Here is a 17056-nt window from a genome sequence, read left to right as displayed (position 1 = left end):
ACCCGCCCGCGAACGACCCGCCGGGCCGGTCCTAGGACGCGGCCCGCACCTCGACCGTCCGCCCGTCCGGATCGGTCAGCAGCCGCACCCCGTCCGCCCCGTCGATGCTCAGCCCGAGCCGGAGCGCTCCCGTCTCGCGCCCCGGCCGTGCGGGGTAGAGCTCCAGCACGGTGCCGTCGGCCAGCTCCGCCGCGTAGTGCTCCGGTCCGGTGCCGTGCCGCTCCGCGGCGAACCGCAGCCCGAGCCCCCGGTAGAAGTCGACGCACTCCGTCAGCCGCGCGGTGTAGACGACCACCAGCCCCAGCCCGCTCACCGCACCGTCAGGAAGGCGTCCGCCGACCGCGCCTGACGGGCCGTCGGTGCCTCGGCCGGCCGGCCGACCGCCACCGCGCCCATCGGGTCCCACCCGTCGGGCAGGTCCAGCGCCTCCCGGACGGTGTCGCGGCAGAACATCGTGGACGACACCCAGGCCGAGCCGTAGCCCTCCCCGGCCAGGGTGACCAGCAGGTTCTGCACGCCGGCCCCCATCGCCACCACGAACATCTCCCGCTCCGCCGCCGCCCGCCGGGCGTCGGGGTAGTCGTGCGAGCCGTCCATGACCAGGCACGGCACCACCAGGTACGGCGCGGCCCGCAGCACGTCGCCGCGCGCCGTCCGCCGGGCGATCTTCGCCTCGTCCCAGCCGTCCAGCCCGGCCAGGTCCCGCCGCCAGGCGGCGAGCATCGCGTCCAGCAAGCGCTCCCGCACCTCGGCGGTCTCGACCAGCACGAAGCGCCAGGGCGTGGTGTGGTGCGGGGCCGGGGCCGTCACGGCGGCGGCCACCGCGCGCCGGACCGCCTCCGGGTCGACCGGCTCCGCCGTGAAGGAGCGGACGGTGCGCCGCAGCGTGACGGCCTCCCGCAGCGCCTCCGAGGTCCCCAGCCGGAACAGGTCGTCGACCACCGGGCGCAGCAGCGGCCGGATGCCGTCGCCGTCCTCCTCAGTGACCACGCCGTCCAGGCCGCGCACCACCGCGACCGGCACCCCGCTGGCCTTGCCCTTCACCAGGTCGCCGGCGGCGGCCAGTTCGTCGGCGGTGGCGGTGACGGTGAGGGTGAGCTCGTTGCCGTGGCTGTCCTGCCGTCCGCGGTGGTCCTCCAGCACCGCGACCCCGGCCGCGCCGATCGCCACGTCGGTCAGGCCGTTGCGCCAGGGGCGGCCGAAGGTGTCGGTGACCAGCACGCCGAGCCGACGTCCCGTCAGCTGCCGGAGCCGGGCCCGCAGCGCGCGGGCCGATGCGTCGGGGTCGAGGGGCAGCAGGAGGACCGTGCCGGGCGCGGTGTTGGAGGCGTCCACCCCGGCGGCGGCCATCACCAGCCCGTTGCGGTTCTCGACGATCCGGGACCGGCCGCGCCGGGCCACCACCCGGACGGTCTCGGCGTCGATCGCGGCCTCCCGGTCGGCGGCCTCGACGATCCGGCCCTCCGCCTTGGAGACGATCTTCGAGGTGACCACCACCACGTCGCCGTCCTCGAACGTGCCCGCCTTGGCGATGAGTTCGGCCAGGTCGGTGCCGGGCTCGATCTCCGGCAGCCCGGTCACCGGCAGGACGGTGATCACGCCCGCACCTGCTCGGCCAGCTCCAGTGCCGCCCGGGCCATCTCGGCGGTGGCGGGTACGTCGGTCATCAGCAGCGGCACCGCCCGGCAGGCGATCCCGGCCGCCTCGACCGGCTCGACGGAGGCCGCGTCGGCGGTGTCCACCAGCCAGCCGTCCAGCAGCCCGGCGCCGTAGTGCAGCGCCACCGCCTCGGCGGTGGCCGGCACGCCGACGGCGGCCAGCACCTTGTCGGCCATCCCGCGCACGGGGGCGCCGCCGATGATCGGGGAGAGCCCGACCACCGGGGCGGCGGCCGAGGCCACCGCCTCCCGGATGCCGGGCACGCCGAGGATGGTGCCGATCGAGACCACCGGGTTGGACGGCGGCAGCAGGATCAGGTCGGCCGCCGCGATCGCCTCCAGCACGCCGGGGGCGGGCTTGGCGGTCTCGGCGCCGACGGCGACGATCGCCTCGGCGTCCACCGAGGCGTGCAGCCGCACCCAGTACTCCTGGAAGTGCACCACCTTGGGAGCGCCGTCCTCGGTGATCCGCACGTGGGTCTCGACCCGGTCGTCGCTCATCGGCAGCAGCCGTACGCCGGGCTGCCAGCGGGCGCAGAGCGCCTCGGTGACGGCGCTCAGCGGGTACCCGGCGGCCAGCATCTGGGTGCGCACGATGTGGGTGGCGAAGTCCTTGTCGCCGAGGCCGAACCAGTCCGGCCCGACCCCGTAGGCCTTCATCTCCTCCTTGACCGACCAGGTCTCGTCGGCCCGGCCCCAGCCCTGCTCCTCGTGGATGCCACCGCCCAGGGTGTACATCACGGTGTCCAGGTCGGGGCAGACCTTCAGCCCGAAGAGGTGGATGTCGTCGCCGGTGTTGCCGATGACGGTGATCTCGTCCTGAGGGCCGGTCAGTTCCCGGAGCCCGCGCAGGAAGCGCGCCCCACCGATGCCGCCTGCCAAAGCCACGATGCGCATGCGCCCATCCTGCCAGGCGGCACCGGTCACCGGGCCCGACGGAGCGTCAGTGCGACTCGATCCGCTGCTCGGCGGGGGCGTGCTCGCCGGCCGGGGCGCCGACGTGCCCGGCGGTGGCGCTGCCGTACTGGTTCATCTCCACCAGGCCGGGCGCGTACAGGTGGATCGAGACGGCGGGCTCCAGCGAGGCGTTCACCATCTCGTGCAGGTAGCCGGAGGAGAACACCCGGCGGGCGCCCTCGGGCATCGGCCGCTGCTGCTCGCCGTCCTGGGTGAGGGCCCGCTCGACCAGCTCGCCCTGGACCACCGTCATCACGCCGGAGGAGGTGCCGTGGTCGTGGAAGCCGCTGCCCTGGCCGGGCAGCCAGCTGAGCAGCCAGACCTCGTAGCCGGGGCCGGTCTCCAGCCGGGAGTACCAGCGGGTCAGGGCGTCGTAGCGGACCAGTGGCTTCCAGCGGGACTCGTCGGCGGCGATCTCGCGGACCAGCCGTGCGTAGCCGGCCACCGTGGTCGGGTGGGCGGGCAGGTCGGTGCGGGCCAGGTGCTGGAAGGCGGTCGGGTCACCGGCGATCGAGACGTCGCTCAGGCCGTCGGTCCAGCGGACGGTGGTGGAGGCGGCGGCCGTGGCCGCGGCAGGGGCGGGGGCGAGCAGGCGCTGCTGCCGGGCGCGGTCACGGTTGCGCTTGCGGAGGCGGGGCATTCGCATCGGAAGGAATCCTCGGTTGCGGATGGTCGGCGGGTGCTCAGCCGGTCCGCGGGGATTCAGGGGGGACTGTCGCGCGGGCGGCCTCGGTGCTCCTGGGGCGGCGCGCGGTGGGACGCGTGCGCCTAGATACAGGAACAGAGGCGACAACAGAGGGAGTTCGCGGCACGCCGGAGCATCGCCTGGCGGCGGCTCACGAGGGTGGCGGACTCTGACATGGGAGCAAGGAGACCGCAAGAGGGGCCACAGTGTCAACCTGATCCGGGCCGCATTCCGGTCACATCACCCACGAACCACCGGATGGGGTGATAAATCACCCTCTATGTTTCGATGTGAAGATCGCCGGGAAGGGAGGCGGTGACCAGCGGCAACCGAGTGCGCTGCGGCCCGCGTCCACCCGTTCGGGGGGTGGCAGGGCTGAGGGTGCGTCAGGTTGACTGCGTGTCAGGCGGTGGGTGCTTCCGGCCGGTTGGCCCGATTAGGGCGGTAAGACCGTCATGTCCGGATCTGTACACTTGTCGTAGTGCCTTGGTTCCGGGGAGTGAATCCTCGACCCAATACCAGGGCCCGGCTTGACTGGGCCAGAGTGACGCACTTGTAATTTCACTCGTGTCGTTCCGCCGCTCCAGGCAACGGCAACACCACGGGGACGCCAAAAGGGGCAGAGGAGGCGCCAGAGATGAGCGAGCTCTTTGAGCTGTTGATCGGTGAGGGCATCGAGGAGGAGGAAGAGGAACTCGGCTGGCAGGAGCGTGCGCTCTGCGCCCAGACCGACCCCGAGTCCTTCTTCCCGGAGAAGGGCGGCTCCACCCGCGAGGCCAAGAAGGTGTGCCTGGCCTGCGAGGTCCGGTCCGAGTGCCTGGAGTACGCCCTCGCCAACGACGAGCGGTTCGGCATCTGGGGCGGGCTCTCCGAGCGCGAGCGCCGTCGTCTGAAGAAGAGTGCGGTCTGACCGTCCGCACTCGGGTTCGTGCAGCGCCTCACCGAAGACGGTGGGGCGCTTCTGCATTTCCGGCGTGATTTCCGCACGACTTCCACCGGTTCTCCCGCCACCCCTCACGGGATCGCCTCCCCGCATATACCGGAGGCCCTTCCGGAAGTCGTTCCGCGGGACGTTCCCCACCCCTTTCCACCTGCTTCCCGATCGTCTCGGCGGTACACCGGGGACGAGCCCGCCATCCGGAGCCGTTAGTGTGGGGCGCCAACTCCCTTGGCCGCACCGAGAAGCTTGGGGCTCACGCACTCGATGACCGTCTACAGCCACCAGAGCGGCTTCTCCGCTGCCCGGCCACCCGCGTACCCGCGTCACCTGGTCACCGCCGTGATCGTCTCCCACGACGGTGCCCGGTGGCTCCCGCAGGCCCTGGCCGGCCTGCTGGGCCAGGACCGCACGGTCCAGCGCATCCTCGCCGTCGACACCGGCTCCACCGACACCTCCCCGCAGCTGCTCCGGGACACCCTGGGCGACTGGCTGCCGGAGAGCGGTCCGCTGGTGCTCGGCCGCCGCTCCGGCTTCGGCAACGCCGTCGGCCAGGCGGTCTTCAACTCGCCGCCGCTGCGCCCCGAGGACCTGCCGTACAGCCTCGACCCCTCCGGCTACGACCCGGTGACCGGCGGCTGGGACGACTTCGGCGACCCGCTCGGCGCCGAGGACGACCTCGGCCGGGGCGGCCCCCGGGAGACCGAGCCGGTCGAGTGGCTCTGGCTGCTGCACGACGACTGCGAGCCGCAGACCGACGCGCTGCGCCGGCTGCTCCAGGTCGCCGACTCCACCCCGACCGCCGCCGTGGTCGGCCCCAAGCTGCGCAGCTGGTACGACCGCCGCCAGCTGCTCGAGGTCGGCGTCACCATCGCCCGCTCCGGCCGCCGCTGGACCGGCCTGGACCGGCGCGAGCAGGACCAGGGCCAGCACGACCAGGTCCGGCCGGTGCTCGCCGTCTCCACCGCCGGCATGCTGGTCCGCCGGGACGTCTTCGAGGAGCTCGGCGGCTTCGACAAGGCCCTCCCGCTGATGCGGGACGACACCGACTTCTGCTGGCGGGTCAACGCGGCCGGCCACCGGGTGGTGGTCGCCCCCGACGCGGTGCTGCGGCACGCCGAGGCGGCCAGCCGCGAGCGCCGCGCGATCGACTGCGGCTCGGCCCACCCGCACCGGGTGGACAAGGCCGGCGCGGTCTACACCCTGCTGGCCAACTCCAAGGGCCTGCTGCTCCCGTACGTGCTGCTCCGGCTGGTGCTCGGCACCCTGCTCCGGATGCTGGTCAACGTGGTCGGCAAGGACCCCAAGCAGGCGTTCGACGAACTGGCGGGCCTGGGCCACGAGCTGGTCCGGCTGCCCCGCCTGCTGGCCGCCCGCAAGCACCGGGCCAGGACCAGGTCCGGGGACCCGCTGGACGACCGCACGCTCTTCCCGGCCCCCGGCGCCACCACCCGGCTGGCGGTCGAGGGCGTGATCGGCGCCCTCGGCATCGGCGGCGGCGAGGACCCGGGCGCCGGCCGGCACGGCACGGCCGAGTCCGGCCCGGGCGACGAGGACGCCGACGACCTGGTGGTCGAGCAGTTCGCCCTGGTCAAGAAGCTGGCCCGGCGCCCCGCCCCGCTGCTGTTCACCGCCCTGCTGGTGGTCTCCCTGATCGCCTGCCGCGAGCTGTTCGGCAGCGGCAGCCTGCTGGGCGGCGCGCTGCTGCCCGCCGCTGACGGTGCCTCAGGGCTCTGGTCGATGTACGCGAGCGCCTGGCACCCCGTCGGCGGCGGCTCGGACGCGACCGCCCCGCCCTACCTGGGCGTGCTCGCGGTGCTCTCCTGGCTGCTGCTCGGCAACGCCGACCTGATGGTCGCCCTGCTGGTGGTGCTGGCCATCCCGCTCGCGGCGGTCAGCGCCTACCTGGTCTCCCGTCCGCTGATCGAGTCCAAGCTGGTCCGCGCCTGGGCCAGCGCCGGGTACGCCCTGCTGCCCGCCGCCACCGGCGCGCTGGCCCAGGGCCGGATCGGCACCGCCGTGCTCGCCGTGCTGCTGCCCCCGCTCGCCCGCGCGGCGGCGATCAGCGCCGGCCTCGGCATCCGGGCCGAGACCGCGGCCAAGGGCGCCCGCCCCGGCTGGCGGTCCAGCTGGATGACGGTGCTGATGCTCACCGTCTGCACCGCCTTCGTCCCGCTCACCTGGGCCATCGCCGTCCCGCTCTGCCTGGCCGCGCTGGCCCACGCGGTGGTCCGGGGCGGGGCGTACGGCTCCGGCGGCGAGGCCGTCCGGCTGCTCGGCCTGCGGGTGCTGGTGATCCTCGGCACCCCGGTGCTGGTGCTCGCGCCCTGGTCGCTGGAGGTGCTCGCGCACCCGTCCCGGCTGCTGCTGGAGGCCGGCCTGCCCGGCCTGGAGGGCCCGGCGGCCAGCCCGCTCGGCCTGGTCCTGGTCAATCCCGGCGGCGCCGGGGTGCCGCCGGTCTGGCTGTCGGCCGGTGTGGTGCTCTCGGCACTCGCCGCGCTGCTGCGGGCCGACCGCCGCCGCGCCGTGCTGGCCGCCTGGGGCGCTGCCCTGGCCGGTCTGCTCTTCACCGTCGTGGTGGCCGGCACCAGTGTCACCCCGGCCTCCGGCGGCCTCCCGGTCGCCGCCTGGGCCGGGCCCGCCACCCTGCTCAGCGGCGTGGCCCTGCTGGCCGCCGCCGCGATCGGCGCCGACGGCGCCAACGCCCGGGTCTCCGGCATCGCCTTCGGCTGGCGCCAGCCGGTCGCCGCGCTGGTGCTGGCCGCCGCCGTGCTGGCCCCGTTCGGCACCGCCGTCTGGTGGGCCGTCAGCGGCGCCGACGGTCCGCTGCGCCGGGGCGAGGCGGCCCAGGTGCCCGCCTTCATCGCGGAGGAGGCCGGCACCACCGACCGCTCCCGCACCCTGGTGCTCACCGGGGACGGCGACGCGGTGCGCTACTCGCTGGTCCGGGGCTCCGGCCTGACGCTCGGTCAGGCCGAGGGCACCGTCGCGGTGGCCGACGACCCGGCGGGCACGCTGGATGGCCTGGTCGGCCGCCTGCTCGGCGGCTCCGGCGGCGAGCAGGCCAAGGCGCTGGCCGGCCGGGGCATCGGCTTCGTCGAGCTCAAGCAGCCGCTCACCGCCAAGGCCCGCGAGGTGCTGGACACCACCCCCGGGCTGACCAAGCTCAGCGAGGAGAACGGCATCGGCCTCTGGCAGGTCTCCGGCGCCACGGCGACCCGGGCCCAGCTGGTGGATGCCAAGGGCGCGGCCAAGCCGTTCCCGGCCGGGGTCCGCGAGGTGCACGGCAAGCTCCCGGCCGGCGAGGCCGGCCGCACCCTGCGGCTGACCGAGCGGGCGGCCCCGGAGTGGAAGGCCACCCTGGACGGCACCGCCCTGGAGCCCGTCACCCTGGACGGCTGGGCGCAGGGCTTCAAGCTCCCCGCCACCGGCGGCACCCTGGACGTCACCCGGAGCGGCAGCCTGCTGCACACCGGGTGGATCTGGGCCCAGGTGCTGCTCGGCCTGACCGTCCTGGTGCTGGCCCTGCCCGGCCGGCGCAACCACAACGACGACGACCTGCCCGAGGAGGTGGTGGCCGCCGCCGCGCTGGCCGCCGCCGCCCAGGCGCAGGCCCCGGTGCCCGGCAGCCGCCGGGCCCGCCGGATGGCCGAGCGCGGCGAGGGCGAGGAGCCGGCCGGCGCCGAGGAGGCCGGCGTCTACGCCGCCGTCCCGGCGCAGACCACCGCCGAGCCCGCACCGGCCCCGCCGGTCGAGCAGTACCAGGACCCGTACCAGCAGCAGGCCGACCCGTACGGCTGGGACCAGTACGCGGTCCAGCAGCCGGCCGCCGTGCCCTACGGCTACGAGCAGCAGCAGCCGTACGGCTACGACCCGTACCAGCAGGGCTACGAGCAGCAGCCGCAGCAGCAGGACGGGTACCCGGGCTACGACCAGCCGGAGCAGCAGCCCTGGGTGCCGGGGCAGCCGCAGCAGGAGCCCTACTACGACCCCAACGACCCCTACGGCCAGCAGTACCGGCCCGGATCGGGGAGCTGACCCGCCGTCATGAAGAAGCCCAGTTTCAAGTCCGCCAAGCAGGGCGCCGCCGAGCCGGCCGCCCCCCGCCCCGTCGAGCCCGGGGCTCCCGGCGCCGAGGCGCCGGGCGGCCGGCCCTCCGGCGGCGCCAGCCGGACCGGTGTCTCGCTGCTGGCCGGTGCGGTGGCGATCGGCGCGGTGTTCGGCATCGCCGAGCTGCGCCCGCCGAGCGGCCCGACGGTCGTCCCGGCCGTCGCCGGCACCGCCAAGGTGGAGCGGACCGCCCTGGTCTGCCCGCAGCCCCTGCACGGGCTGACCGGCTCGACCGCGCTCACGCTGTTCTCCCCCGAGGAGGGTGGTAGCGGGGGCTACGGCGCGCTGTCCAACGCGGCTCCGCACGCCCCGGTGGCCGACGCCCCGTCAGGATCCCCGTCGGCGGCCCCTGCGACGCCCGCCCCCGCGACGCCCGCCCCGGCCGACGCGGCGCCCGCCGACGCCAAGGTGGCGCTGACCAAGCCCGGCGTCCCGGCCACCGGCCCGGCCGACAACGGCGACGTGGCCCCCGGCGCCACCGCGGTGGCCACCGGTGGCTACGCCCCCGGCTTCTCGGTCTCCCAGGTCACCGCCGTCACCGACGAGCAGGCCCGCGGCCTGTCCGGCGTCGAGTGCACGCCGACGGGCACCAGCTTCTGGTTCGCCGGCGCCGGTACCTCGGCCGAGCGGGTGGACTACATCAGCCTGGTCAACCCCGACCCGCTGGTGGCGGCCGTGGTGGACATCAAGCTGTACGGCGACAAGGGTCCGATCGAGAACCCGGCGGCGGAGGGCATCGGCCTCGCCCCCGGCGCCTCGCAGTCGATCCGGCTGTCCTCCCTGACGAAGGACCAGAAGGACCTGGCCCTGCGGGTGGTGGCCCGCAGCGGCCGGATCGGCGCGGGCGTGCACGCCGTCGAGACCGGCAAGGGCGCGGACTGGATCCAGCCCTCGGCGGTCCCGGCCGCCACCCAGGTGCTGCCCGGTCTGGTGGCCGACGCTTCGGCGGCCCGGCTGGTGATCGTCGCCCCCGGCGAGGAGGACGCCGACCTCAAGGTCCAGGTGTCCGGCCGGAACGGCTGGTTCACCCCGGCCGGCTTCGAGACCGTCCACGTGAAGGCCGGCATGGTCAACGCGGTCGACCTCGGCCAGATCACCCGGGGCGAGCCCGGCGCGCTGCGGCTCAGCCCGAGCGACGAGACCCACCCCACCCCGGTGGTCGCCACCCTGCGGATGGACCGGGTGCAGAACAACAAGGCCGAGGCGGCCTGGATCACCGGCGCGGTGCCGATCGGCCCGCGCGCCTCGATCGCCGACAACCGGGGCGGGAACGCCACCACCCTCTACCTCACCTCCACCGGTGAGGAGGCCAAGGTGAAGGTCACCGCCTCGGCGGGCACCGGCGGCGGCACCCCGGCGACCAAGGAGGTCACCGTCCCGGCCGGTGCCACCGTGGCCCTGCCGGCCCCCGAGCCGGCCGGACTGAACGGCTCCTTCGGCCTGACCGTGGAGACGGTCTCCGGCGGCCCCGTGACGGCCGCCCGGATGCTCGCCCTGCCGGTGAAGGACGCACCGGGCTTCACCGTGCAGTCCTTCCGGGACGACCGCAGCACCGTGCGCATCCCGCAGTCCCGGCCGGACCCGGCGGTCCTGCTGCGCTGAGCGGTCCCGTCGCGGCGGTCCCGTCGCGCTGACGGAACGTCAGGAGCCCCCGACCCGGCCGGGTCGGGGGCTCCTGACGTCTCACTCCTCGTCGTAGCGCGGGTCGATCGCGTCCGGCGACAGGCCGAGCAGATCGGCCACCTGCTCGATCAGGATCTCGTGCACCAGCGCGGCCCGGTCGTCCCGGCTCTTGGCCCGGATCTCCACCGGCCGCCGGTAGATGACGATCCGGCTCTTGCGCCCCTGGTCGGCCGGCACCAGCCGCCCGAGCGGCACGCCGCCCTCCTCGCCGTCCTCCTCCTCGCCGGGGGCCGGCACCTCCTGCACGGCGAACTCCACGTCCACCAGCTGGGGCCAGCGCCGCTCCAGGCGTTCCACCGACTCGCGCACGTAGTCGTCGAACAGCTCGGAGCGGGTCAGCGAGATGGGTACCTGGGGCGGGGCGAGCGGTCCGCGCAGGCCACGGCCGTGCCGGTCGCGGTGGCGCCGGAGGCGGGGCTGGTCCGCCGGGGATCGGGGTGCGGAGCTGTCCATATCAGTGTCGAGCGTAGTCCTTGGAGCCCCAGAAGTGGACCACCCCGGCGGTGCCCATGTCGGCGACACGTGACACTCGGCGGGGGCGGGTCTTCGCGGCCTGGTCAGGAGTGCGGTACCGTCCACCCTCGTGAGCTCTGTACGTCGTTGTTCGCGGACCGCGTGCGGCCGACCGGCCGTCGCCACGCTGACGTACGTCTACGCGGACTCGACCGCCGTGCTCGGGCCGCTCGCCACCTACGCCGAACCGCACTGCTACGACCTGTGCGCCGAGCACGCCGAGCGCCTGACCGCCCCGCGCGGCTGGGAGGTCGTCCGGCTGGCGGCCGACACCAATCCGCTGCGCCGCTCCAGCGACGACCTGGAGGCGCTCGCCAACGCCGTCCGGGAGGCCGCCCGCCCCCAGACGCCCCGTCAGCCCGGGCCCCGCGAGCACGAGTCCACCGAGGCGGGCCGCCGCGGCCACCTCCGGGTGCTCCGCTCGCCGGACAGCTGACCGCTGCCCCGGGCGCCCGCGCCGGGCGAGCTGACGGCACCCGCAGGCGGAGCTGACGGAGGACTCTCCGTTCACCGACCGTCCATCACCTCCCGGTACGCTGCCCTGGTCCGAGTACCCAACAAGTGGAGCGGTTGTGCGGGACCTGAAGCAGCTGGTGAAGGCGTACGACGTCCGGGGTGTGGTGCCGGATCAGTGGGACGAGGTGCTGTCGTGGGCGTTCGGTGCGGCGTTCGTGCGGGTGGTGGGTGCGTCGGCGGTCGTGGTGGGTCATGACATGCGTCCGTCGTCGCCGTCGTTGTCGCGGGCGTTCGCGGAGGGTGCGGCGGCGTCGGGTGCGGACGTGGTGGAGATCGGGCTGTGCTCGACGGATCAGCTGTACTACGCGTCGGGGTCGTTGGATCTGCCGGGGGCGATGTTCACGGCTTCGCACAATCCGGCGCGGTACAACGGGATCAAGCTGTGCCGTGCGGGGGCGGCGCCGGTGGGGCAGGACACGGGGCTGTCCGAGATCCGTGAGCTGGTGGAGTCGTGGACGTCGGCGGACGGTGCGGTGTCGGTGCCGGCGCTGGACGTGAAGCCGGGCTCGCTGTCGCGGCGGGACAGTCTGCGCGGGTACGCGGACCACCTGCTGTCGCTGGTGGACCTGACGGCGATCCGGCCGTTGAAGGTGGTGGTGGACGCGGGCAACGGGATGGGCGGCCACACGGTGCCGACCGTGTTCGGGGGTCTGCCGCTGGACGTGGTGGAGATGTACTTCGAGCTGGACGGGACGTTCCCCAACCACGAGGCGAACCCGCTGGACCCGGCGAACATCGTGGACCTGCAGGCGAGGGTCCGCGAGGTGGGTGCGGACATCGGCCTGGCCTTCGACGGGGACGCGGACCGCTGCTTCGTGGTGGACGAGAAGGGCGACCCGGTGTCGCCGTCGGCGATCACCGCGCTGGTCGCGGCCCGGGAGATCGCCCGGGCCCGCGCGCAGGGCGAGGACAACCCCACGGTGATCCACAACCTGATCACCTCGCTGACGGTGCCGGAGGTGGTCCGCGAGCTGGGGGCGACCCCGGTGCGCACCCGGGTGGGGCACTCCTTCATCAAGCAGGAGATGGCGGTGACCGACGCCGTCTTCGGCGGCGAGCACTCCGCGCACTACTACTTCCGCGACTTCTGGCGCGCGGACACCGGCATGCTCGCCGCGCTGCACGTGCTGGCGGCCCTGGGCGGCCAGGGGCGGCCGCTGTCGGAGCTGACCGCCGCCTACGACCGCTACGCGGCCTCCGGCGAGATCAACTCCACCGTCACCGACCAGAGCGGCCGCACCGACGCCGTCCTGGCCCACTACCGCGACCGCCAGGACGTCACCGTCGACACCCTCGACGGCGTCACCGTCACCGGCACCACCTGGTGGTTCAACCTCCGCGCCTCCAACACCGAACCCCTGCTGCGCCTGAACGTCGAGGCCAAGGACCCGGCCGTGATGGCCGAGATCCGCGACACCGTCCTGGCCATCGTCCGCGCCTGACCCCACCGCGCCCGACCCCGGCCGGTAAGGTTGCCACCGGCCGGGGCACCGCTGTACCGGCGCGTCGTACCTCACCGCACCCTGGAGCCTGACACCCCATGAGCAACCTGCCGTCCTTCCTGCTGGAGATCCTGGTCTGCCCGGAGTGCCACTCCGCGCTCGACGAGCAGGACACGGCCGAGGCCCACGAGCTGCGCTGCACCGGCGAGAGCTGCGGCCTGGCCTACCCGGTCCGGGACGGCATTCCGGTGCTCCTGGTCGACGAGGCCCGCCGCCCCTCCTGACCCGCCACCCCTCCTGATCCGGCGTCAGACCGACCCCACCGTCCGCCCAGCGCGAGGCCGGAGGCCAGCCGCATGATCGACGACGTCCTGCTCGACGACCCGGCCGCCCTCCAGCGCGCCGACCGCGACCACGCGCTGCTCGCGCTGGCCGGTGCCGGAGCCCGGGTCCGCACCGCCCTCCGGCTGGCCGACGAGGCCGGGATCTCGGCGCTGCGCCCCGACGGCCGCCCGCGCTCGCTGCTGGTGGCCGGCTACGGCAGCGCCCTGGCGGTCGGCCCCGCGCTGGCCGCGCTGGCGGTGGAGTCCACCCTGGTGCTCCCGCTCCCGCCGGTCGACGCCGAGCCCGTCCCGCGCGACCGCACGGTGGCCGCCCCGCCGTTCACCGCCGGGCTGCGCTGGCAGCTCCCCGGCTGGGTCGGCCCGCTGGACCTGCTGGTGATCGCCTCGGCCGACGGCCGGGAGGAGGGCCTGACCGGCCTGGCCCAGCAGGCGTACGCGCGCGGCTGCACGGTGGTGGTGATCGCCCCGTCGGACAGCCCGCTGACCGAGGCCGCCCGCCAGGTCCGGGGCCTGCCGCTGCCGTACGTGCCGACCACCGTCGAGGACGACCACCAGGCCGAGGAGCCCGACCTGCCGGCCCTCGACCCGGGCGCGCTCTGGGCCATGCTGCTCCCGCTGCTGGCCCTCACCGAGAAGCTCGGCGTCACCCAACTCCCGGCCGGCTCCCTGCAGTCCACCGCCGACCGGCTGGACGAGGTGGCCGTCCGCTGCCGTCCGGACGCCGCCGCCTACGTCAATCCGGCCAAGGACCTGGCCGGCAAGCTCTCCGGCACCGTCCCGCTGCTCTGGACCGACGGCCCGGTGGCGGGGGCGGTGGCCGTCCGGTTCGCCGCGATGCTGGCCGACCGGGCCGGGCGCCCCGCGCTGCCCGGCGCGCTGCCGCAGGTGCTCACCGCCCACCGGGGCATGTTCGTCGGCCAGTTCGGCTCCGGCTCGGACCCGGAGGACTTCTTCCGGGACCGGGTCGAGGAGCCCGATCCGCTGCTGCTCCAGGTGCTGCTGCTCCGTCAGGCCCCGGGCCGGGCCGCCGATCCGGCCGAGGAGGAGGAGACCGGCTTCGCCGAGCCCAGCCACCCCGTCCGCCGGGCCCACCGGCTGGCCGAGGCGCACGGCGTCCGGTTCACCGAGTACCGCACGGTGGAGGCCGACCCGCTGCACGCACTGGCCGAGCTGACCGCCCTGACCGACTTCGCCGCCGTCTACCTCGGCCTGGCCGCCGGGGAGTGAACCCGACGCGCCGGGGCAGCCGTTGACCGCGCCTCAGCTCCCCGGCCCGGTCGGGATACTGTGTGCGCTCGTCAGCGCAGAGCGTCGGCCGGTGCGGGGCACCGGCCCTGTCGGAGGGACCCGACCCCAGCATGAGCACCGAAGGCGGCACCAAGGCCCTGGTCGCGGCACTGTCCGCGAACCTGGCGATCGCGGTCAGCAAGTTCACCGCCTTCGCCTTCACCGGCTCCTCCTCGATGCTGGCCGAGGGCGTGCACTCCGTCGCCGACTCGGGCAACCAGGTGCTGCTGCTGGTCGGCAGCAAGCGGGCGGCCCGGGACGCCGACGAGGAGCACCCCTTCGGCTACGGGCGCGAGCGGTACATCTACGCCTTCGTGGTGTCGATCGTGCTGTTCGCGGTCGGTGGCCTGTTCGCCGTCTACGAGGGCGTGGAGAAGATCCGCCACCCGCACGAACTGGACGGCTGGTACTGGGCGGTGGGCGTGCTGGTCTTCGCCATCGCGGCGGAGGGCTGGTCCTTCCACACCGCGATCAGCGAGGGGAGGAAGTCCAAGGGCTCGCTCGGCTGGGTCGAGTACGTACGCCGGGCCAAGGCCCCCGAGCTTCCGGTGGTGCTGCTGGAGGACTTCGGCGCGCTGATCGGCCTGGTGCTCGCCCTGTTCGGCGTCGGCCTCACCGTGATCACCGGCGAGGGCGTCTGGGACGGCATCGGCACCCTCTCCATCGGCCTGCTGCTGGTCGCCATCGCGGTGGTGCTCGCCCTGGAGACCCGCTCGCTGCTGATCGGCGAGTCCGCCGACAAGACCGAGGTGGCCAAGATCCGGGCCGCCCTGGTGGACCACGACTCGGTCACCCGCATCATCCACATGCGCACCCTGCACCTGGGCCCCGAGGAGCTGCTGGTCGCCGCCAAGATCGGCGTCAACGCGGAGGACAGCGCCACCCAGGTCGCGCAGGCCATCGACCTGGCCGAGGCCCGGGTCCGCAAGGCCGTCCCGATCGCCCGGGTGATCTACCTGGAGCCGGACATCTACTCCGCCGAGAAGGAGGCGGCCGGCCCCGACCGGGAGGCCACCCCCGGCGGACCGTCCCACTGACGGACCTCTCGACGGACCGCCTGACGGCGCGTCAGTCCCGTCGCTGGAACGGCTGAATCCGCTCGTACGAATCCGTCCGGCACCGCCATCGGTGTAGATTCGTCAGCAGAGCCAAGAACGTCGCTGCTGATGGCGGTCGATCGGCGCACCCGCTGGCGGGTCGGCGCGGTCGAGGGAGAGAGGTCCTCCGACGGGATTGTGCCGCAGCAGCGGAGCCCCGCATCCCGTCGGGCGCGCCGCCGCTCAGCACACCCGTAAGACGACCCGACCCCGCACGCAGCGAGGAGCGCACCACCATGTCCGACTTCAAGGTCGCCGACCTCTCCCTGGCCCCGTTCGGCCGCAAGGAGATCCAGCTCGCCGAGCACGAGATGCCCGGTCTGATGTCGATCCGCAAGGAGTACGCCGCCGCGCAGCCGCTGGCCGGCGCCCGGATCACCGGCTCCCTGCACATGACCGTGCAGACCGCCGTGCTGATCGAGACCCTCACCGCCCTGGGCGCCGAGGTCCGCTGGTGCTCCTGCAACATCTTCTCCACCCAGGACCACGCCGCCGCCGCCATCGCGGTCGGCCCGGAGGGCACCCCGGAGGACCCGCAGGGCGTCCCGGTCTTCGCCTGGAAGGGCGAGACGCTGGAGGAGTACTGGTGGTGCACCGAGCAGGCGCTCACCTGGCCCGACGGCCAGACCCCGAACATGATCCTGGACGACGGCGGTGACGCCACCCTCCTGATCCACAAGGGCGTCGAGTTCGAGAAGGCCGGCCAGGCCCCGGACCCGTCCACCGCGGACAACGAGGAGTACCGCCTGATCCTGGAGGTGCTCAACCGCACCCTCAAGGACAGCCCCTCCAAGTGGACCGAGATGGCCGCCACCATCAAGGGCGTCACCGAGGAGACCACCACCGGCGTGCACCGCCTGTACGAGATGCACCGCGACGGCAAGCTGCTGTTCCCGGCCATCAACGTCAACGACGCCGTCACCAAGTCGAAGTTCGACAACAAGTACGGCTGCCGCCACTCCCTGATCGACGGCATCAACCGCGCCACCGACGTGCTGATCGGCGGCAAGGTCGCGGTCGTCGCCGGCTACGGCGACGTCGGCAAGGGCTGCGCCGAGTCCCTGCGCGGCCAGGGCGCCCGGGTCATCGTCACCGAGATCGACCCGATCTGCGCCCTGCAGGCCGCCATGGACGGCTACCAGGTCACCACCCTGGAGGAGGTCGTCTCGATCGCCGACATCTTCATCACCACCACGGGCAACAAGGACATCATCCTTGCCAAGCACATGGAGCAGATGAAGCACCAGGCGATCGTCGGCAACATCGGCCACTTCGACAACGAGATCGACATCGCCGGTCTCTCGAAGCTCCCCGGCATCGTCCGGACCGAGGTCAAGCCGCAGGTCCACGAGTGGAAGTTCGCGGACGGCCACACCATCATCATGCTGTCCGAGGGCCGCCTGCTGAACCTGGGCAACGCGACCGGTCACCCGTCCTTCGTGATGTCCAACTCCTTCGCGAACCAGACCATCGCGCAGATCGAGCTCTTCACCAAGACCTCGCAGTACCCGGTCGGCGTCTACGTCCTCCCGAAGCACCTGGACGAGAAGGTCGCCCGCCTCCACCTCGACGCCCTCGGCGTCAAGCTCACCACCCTCACCCCCGAGCAGGCCGACTACATCGGCGTGGCGGTCGAGGGCCCGTACAAGCCGGAGCAGTACCGCTACTGATCCCGGGTCAGCAGCCGTGAACCGACCGTGGGGGCGGGGGGCCCCCGGGCCCCCCCCCCCCGCCCGGGGGGCCCCCCCCCCCCCCGGCCCCCCCCCCCCCCCCCCCCCCCCACACCCCGGCAGGGGGGCGCCCCCGCCGGGGGGGGCCCGGGGGGCC

General features: G+C 74.0%; 14 protein-coding genes. 9 read left to right on the top strand and 5 right to left on the bottom strand.

The features are described 5' to 3' along the window. Positions 1-31: 31 nt before the first annotated feature. Genes ACIRBX_RS29335 through ACIRBX_RS29320 form a run of 4 tightly spaced genes read right to left on the bottom strand, consistent with a single transcriptional unit; the run spans position 32 to position 3261 of the window. A complete protein-coding gene (locus ACIRBX_RS29335) occupies positions 32-313 on the bottom strand; it encodes a VOC family protein (RefSeq protein ID WP_402301316.1) in 282 nt (93 codons plus the stop codon). Next, the gene (locus ACIRBX_RS29330) at positions 310-1599 is read right to left on the bottom strand and encodes a coenzyme F420-0:L-glutamate ligase (protein ID WP_402301313.1); all 1290 of its coding nucleotides are present in this window, start codon (positions 1597-1599) and stop codon (positions 310-312) included. Before ACIRBX_RS29330 ends, ACIRBX_RS29335 begins: the two co-directional genes overlap by 4 nt. After that, positions 1596-2555 carry a 2-phospho-L-lactate transferase gene (gene cofD / locus ACIRBX_RS29325; RefSeq protein ID WP_402301311.1) on the bottom strand — a complete coding sequence of 320 codons (960 nt, stop codon included), beginning with the start codon at positions 2553-2555 and terminating at the stop codon, positions 1596-1598. The genes ACIRBX_RS29330 and cofD overlap by 4 nt, the downstream gene beginning before the upstream one ends. A gap of 46 nt (positions 2556-2601) precedes the next feature. Continuing rightward, positions 2602-3261, bottom strand: a complete 660-nt coding sequence (locus ACIRBX_RS29320; protein WP_402301308.1) for a cysteine dioxygenase — start codon at positions 3259-3261, stop codon at positions 2602-2604. 676 nt (positions 3262-3937) lie between these two features. On the opposite strand from ACIRBX_RS29320, the gene ACIRBX_RS29315 reads away from it, so the two are divergent. From ACIRBX_RS29315 to ACIRBX_RS29305, 3 genes are all read left to right on the top strand, one after another. Continuing rightward, positions 3938-4210: a WhiB family transcriptional regulator gene (locus ACIRBX_RS29315; protein WP_104816397.1), complete on the top strand. Its 273-nt coding sequence runs from the start codon at positions 3938-3940 to the stop codon at positions 4208-4210. Between the two features lie 294 nt (positions 4211-4504). Continuing rightward, complete coding sequence (locus tag ACIRBX_RS29310) at positions 4505-8275, top strand: glycosyltransferase (RefSeq protein WP_402301305.1); 3771 nt, start codon at positions 4505-4507, stop codon at positions 8273-8275. Between the two features lie 9 nt (positions 8276-8284). Continuing rightward, positions 8285-9949: a DUF5719 family protein gene (locus ACIRBX_RS29305; RefSeq protein ID WP_402301302.1), complete on the top strand. Its 1665-nt coding sequence runs from the start codon at positions 8285-8287 to the stop codon at positions 9947-9949. A gap of 81 nt (positions 9950-10030) precedes the next feature. Here ACIRBX_RS29305 and ACIRBX_RS29300 read toward each other — a convergent pair whose 3' ends face one another. Further along, the gene (locus tag ACIRBX_RS29300; protein ID WP_402301299.1) at positions 10031-10483 is read right to left on the bottom strand and encodes a metallopeptidase family protein; all 453 of its coding nucleotides are present in this window, start codon (positions 10481-10483) and stop codon (positions 10031-10033) included. 130 nt (positions 10484-10613) lie between these two features. On the opposite strand from ACIRBX_RS29300, the gene ACIRBX_RS29295 reads away from it, so the two are divergent. The 6 genes from ACIRBX_RS29295 (at position 10614) to ahcY (ending at position 16899) form a co-directional block, all read left to right on the top strand. Then, positions 10614-10979: a DUF3499 domain-containing protein gene (locus ACIRBX_RS29295; RefSeq protein WP_402301296.1), complete on the top strand. Its 366-nt coding sequence runs from the start codon at positions 10614-10616 to the stop codon at positions 10977-10979. 136 nt (positions 10980-11115) lie between these two features. After that, positions 11116-12501, top strand: a complete 1386-nt coding sequence (locus ACIRBX_RS29290) for a phosphomannomutase/phosphoglucomutase (protein ID WP_402301293.1) — start codon at positions 11116-11118, stop codon at positions 12499-12501. 98 nt (positions 12502-12599) lie between these two features. After that, positions 12600-12785: a Trm112 family protein gene (locus ACIRBX_RS29285; RefSeq protein ID WP_402301290.1), complete on the top strand. Its 186-nt coding sequence runs from the start codon at positions 12600-12602 to the stop codon at positions 12783-12785. Positions 12786-12857: 72 nt separating this feature from the next. Beyond that, the gene (locus tag ACIRBX_RS29280; protein WP_402301288.1) at positions 12858-14072 is read left to right on the top strand and encodes an SIS domain-containing protein; all 1215 of its coding nucleotides are present in this window, start codon (positions 12858-12860) and stop codon (positions 14070-14072) included. A 131-nt stretch (positions 14073-14203) separates the two neighbouring features. Continuing rightward, complete coding sequence (locus tag ACIRBX_RS29275; RefSeq protein ID WP_402301285.1) at positions 14204-15169, top strand: cation diffusion facilitator family transporter; 966 nt, start codon at positions 14204-14206, stop codon at positions 15167-15169. Between the two features lie 296 nt (positions 15170-15465). Beyond that, complete coding sequence (gene ahcY / locus ACIRBX_RS29270) at positions 15466-16899, top strand: adenosylhomocysteinase (RefSeq protein WP_402301282.1); 1434 nt, start codon at positions 15466-15468, stop codon at positions 16897-16899. Positions 16900-17056: the final 157 nt, after the last annotated feature.

Source organism: Kitasatospora sp. NPDC096147 (genome assembly GCF_044763225.1).
In the GTDB taxonomy this organism is placed as follows: domain Bacteria; phylum Actinomycetota; class Actinomycetes; order Streptomycetales; family Streptomycetaceae; genus Kitasatospora.
Note: the sequence above shows the minus strand (reverse complement) of the source record. Positions and strands in the feature narration are given on the sequence as shown.

Coding starts and splice junctions, on each gene's coding strand:
- cofD (WP_402301311.1), bottom strand. CDS start 2,555: ATGCGCATCGTGGCTTTGGCAGGCGGCATCGGTGGGGCGCGCTTCCTG.
- ACIRBX_RS29320 (WP_402301308.1), bottom strand. CDS start 3,261: ATGCGAATGCCCCGCCTCCGCAAGCGCAACCGTGACCGCGCCCGGCAG.
- ACIRBX_RS29315 (WP_104816397.1), top strand. CDS start 3,938: ATGAGCGAGCTCTTTGAGCTGTTGATCGGTGAGGGCATCGAGGAGGAG.
- ACIRBX_RS29310 (WP_402301305.1), top strand. CDS start 4,505: ATGACCGTCTACAGCCACCAGAGCGGCTTCTCCGCTGCCCGGCCACCC.
- ACIRBX_RS29305 (WP_402301302.1), top strand. CDS start 8,285: ATGAAGAAGCCCAGTTTCAAGTCCGCCAAGCAGGGCGCCGCCGAGCCG.
- ACIRBX_RS29300 (WP_402301299.1), bottom strand. CDS start 10,483: ATGGACAGCTCCGCACCCCGATCCCCGGCGGACCAGCCCCGCCTCCGG.
- ACIRBX_RS29285 (WP_402301290.1), top strand. CDS start 12,600: ATGAGCAACCTGCCGTCCTTCCTGCTGGAGATCCTGGTCTGCCCGGAG.
- ACIRBX_RS29280 (WP_402301288.1), top strand. CDS start 12,858: ATGATCGACGACGTCCTGCTCGACGACCCGGCCGCCCTCCAGCGCGCC.
- ACIRBX_RS29275 (WP_402301285.1), top strand. CDS start 14,204: ATGAGCACCGAAGGCGGCACCAAGGCCCTGGTCGCGGCACTGTCCGCG.
- ahcY (WP_402301282.1), top strand. CDS start 15,466: ATGTCCGACTTCAAGGTCGCCGACCTCTCCCTGGCCCCGTTCGGCCGC.